Origin of the sequence: Chitinophaga sp. (genome assembly GCF_036566945.1) — a bacterium.
Classification (GTDB): domain Bacteria; phylum Bacteroidota; class Bacteroidia; order Chitinophagales; family Chitinophagaceae; genus Chitinophaga.
Genome location: NZ_DATCVJ010000478.1, coordinates 1 through 2,732 on the forward strand (window position 1 = coordinate 1; position 2,732 = coordinate 2,732).

General features: G+C 43.3%; 2 protein-coding genes. Both read right to left on the minus strand.

Annotated features, from left to right (window positions below; translation table 11 throughout):
* Window positions 1-13: 13 nt before the first annotated feature.
* Window positions 14-2,191, minus strand: coding sequence for a TonB-dependent receptor (locus VIP81_RS14665; protein ID WP_331961995.1), 2,178 nt, complete (start codon window positions 2,189-2,191; stop codon window positions 14-16).
* A gap of 257 nt (window positions 2,192-2,448) precedes the next feature.
* Window positions 2,449-2,646, minus strand: coding sequence for a hypothetical protein (locus VIP81_RS14670; protein WP_331961998.1), 198 nt, complete (start codon window positions 2,644-2,646; stop codon window positions 2,449-2,451).
* Window positions 2,647-2,732 lie beyond the last annotated feature (86 nt).

Genomic DNA, 2,732 nt, shown 5'->3' on the forward strand with positions numbered 1-2,732 from the left:
TATCTCTAACGAACTATAGTCGTAGCTTTAGTCCTCCGTTCACTACAAAACCATCCAATGGTGCATAAATATCCCTGAACACCGGATGTATTACCGTGCCGGTATAAATGCTGTCGAAGCGGGTTTGCCGGGTATCCAGCATGTTTTCAAAATTTATAAATATGGAGAAATGCTCCCATAACTTTTCTGCCATAAATCCACATAACCAGAATGGCTTCCCGGTGGTGCCGTCGCTTAACGGTTGTGGGCTGTAGTAGTAGGCTTCCAGTCCTACTTTCCATTTATCTTCTATTTCGTACATCAGCACATTGTTGAGTCGATGCTTTGCGGTTAGTGGATTGTCCCGCGTTATGCCCTGCTCAGTTATCTGGGCGTCTGTAAAGGTATATCCAATGAATAGCTGGAAATCTCCATATCCCAGCTTTACATTGGTTTCCCAGCCTTTGGTATCCATATCGCCGTCTACGTTCCGGAGGCGGTAGGTATTGGTGGTGGCAGGTTCCATTAATAACGGATGATTGATCCGGGTATAAAAGAACAGCTGATTCACACTGAAACTCAACTTATCATCAAAGAAGGAAGTATGATAGTTAATGTCGAAGTTACCACCATATGATTTTTCCAGTTGATTGTTGTTGGCGCTGATGGGAAACACATTTCTGAACTGTATCCGCTCTGTTTCTTCTGTAAAGATAGTAGGTGTTTTATATCCTAATCCTCCACCAAGACGGGAACTGACTTTCGGTGAAATGTTGAAGAGTGCGGAGATGCGCGGCAATAATACAAAGCCATAATTTATCACATAATCTCCCCGGAGTCCTGTTTCCAGTTGCAGCCACTGATTGGCTTTCCAGGTGTTTTGTATAAAAGCGCCCACCGTTTGCTGATCATAATTCCGTTTGGGAAAAGTATCTGTTACCGCCGGATACTCTTTGAAATTATCCGTATAGTAGTTGATGCCTCCGATCCACTCTACGTTTTCATGCTGGTTGCTGTAGGTGGCTTCTGAGTAAGAAGACAGTTGCTTGCCGTCAAATACATAATCAGGAATAGTGATGGTGCGTTGAAAATTATTGACCGAGTTTTTTATAGTCAGCGTACTATGTTCGCTGAATTGGTGTTCGAAGGCCAGCTGTGTAGATAGCCGGGTGCTTTTATTTTTTTCGAAATAGCTGTGTGTACTGTCACCATGGCCTTTGAGGTATTTTATATCTCCGCCGGTGCGATCTTCAAATACGCCGTTTATTCCTACGTTCAATTTTGTTTTAGGACTGAAGTATATAAATAGCTTTGGATTAATAACGTACCGGTCAAATTTGGGAATGGCCGTAAACTCCGTGTTGCCAGGGGCGTAGGGCTTATTGCTATTACGGGAAGCAAATATAGTTACCCCCACTTTTTCAAATTTCTGGCCATAGAAGCCGCTGATGTCAAGTCCTCCGGCAGATGTACCATTGAGTAGAAAACGTAATTCTTTTTCTTCTGCAGGCGCTTTTGACACGAGGTTTACGAGTCCGGCTATGGCGCCACCACCATACAGGGTGGATGCAGCACCTTTTATCACTTCTACCTGTTTTAAATCTAATGGTGGTGTCTGGAGCAGTCCCAGTCCTCCGGAAAATCCGGCATATAAAGGAAAGCCATCTTTCAGGATCTGGGTATATCTTCCATCAAGCCCTTGTATACGAATACTGGAGTTGGCAGAAGTAGCGGAAACCTGTTGCGTTTGAATACCGGTACTTTCATTCAGCATCATCCTGATATCGCCCGGTTTCATATTCCCTTTTTCTTCCAGTTCCTCTCCTCCAATGAATTCCACCCGTGTAGGAATATTTTGAATGGTTCGGGTGCTGCGGGTAGAAGAGATCACTACTTCTTCGATTTCTTCTCCTGCATGTTCCAGGAGTACGGGTATAGTATCTGTAGGGAGTGGAGTGCTCAACTGCTGGCTGTATTCTTTGTAACCAACGAAATGTACCACAAGTCCGGGATGTTCACTGTTGATGTTGGTTAGTATGGCCAATCCTTTGGCATCTGTTTGTGTACCGCTGGCTGTGCCTTTCAGGAGCACCGTAGCACCGGCCAGTGGCGCTTTTGAATCGGCATCCTTTACAGAGACTATTATTGTATGTTGTGCCTGGCCCACGATAAATGAGCATAGCAATATTGCTAAGAAAGATATCTGTTTCATTCTTTGATTGATAGTAAATAAATGTAGTTCACCATAGGTTGGTGTTATTAGGGAGATGTGGCATAAATGGTCATGTGAACCGGGGCGGTTGGAAAACAGTTATCTTCCTGACAATCGCAAGGGATGCCAGAGAGCACTACTACATATAATGAAAACAATATGAGCCACCACTTCATGGGGCGAAAATAGAAAAAAAAAGAACACTTACTATAAAATAAGGTACACGCCCCAGTCGGGCGTATACCTTATTTTATAAATTAATGGCAGCAGTTACCGGTAGGGCAACAATTAGCTTTTTTTTCGCAACACTGCTCTTTCTGAGCAGCTGCCTTTTTGGCTTTAGCTTTTTTTTCAACACCGGCAGCCATTGCAGCAGTAAGACTTAGTGCGCAGAGGCCAGCAAATAAGAAACGTTTCATCTGGATAAATTTGAGATTTAATAATACATTATCCATAATAAGACGGTGATGTTGATAAAAGGACGCAAAATATCAGCAGAATTTTTTCTCCGGCGCTGAGTTGCTACAACAGGCTATAACAT

Bases quoted from the DNA above. Each gene is read 5' to 3' on its own strand.
- VIP81_RS14665 (WP_331961995.1), bottom strand. From the start codon at position 2,191: ATGAAACAGATATCTTTCTTAGCAATATTGCTATGCTCATTTATCGTG.
- VIP81_RS14670 (WP_331961998.1), bottom strand. From the start codon at position 2,646: ATGGATAATGTATTATTAAATCTCAAATTTATCCAGATGAAACGTTTC.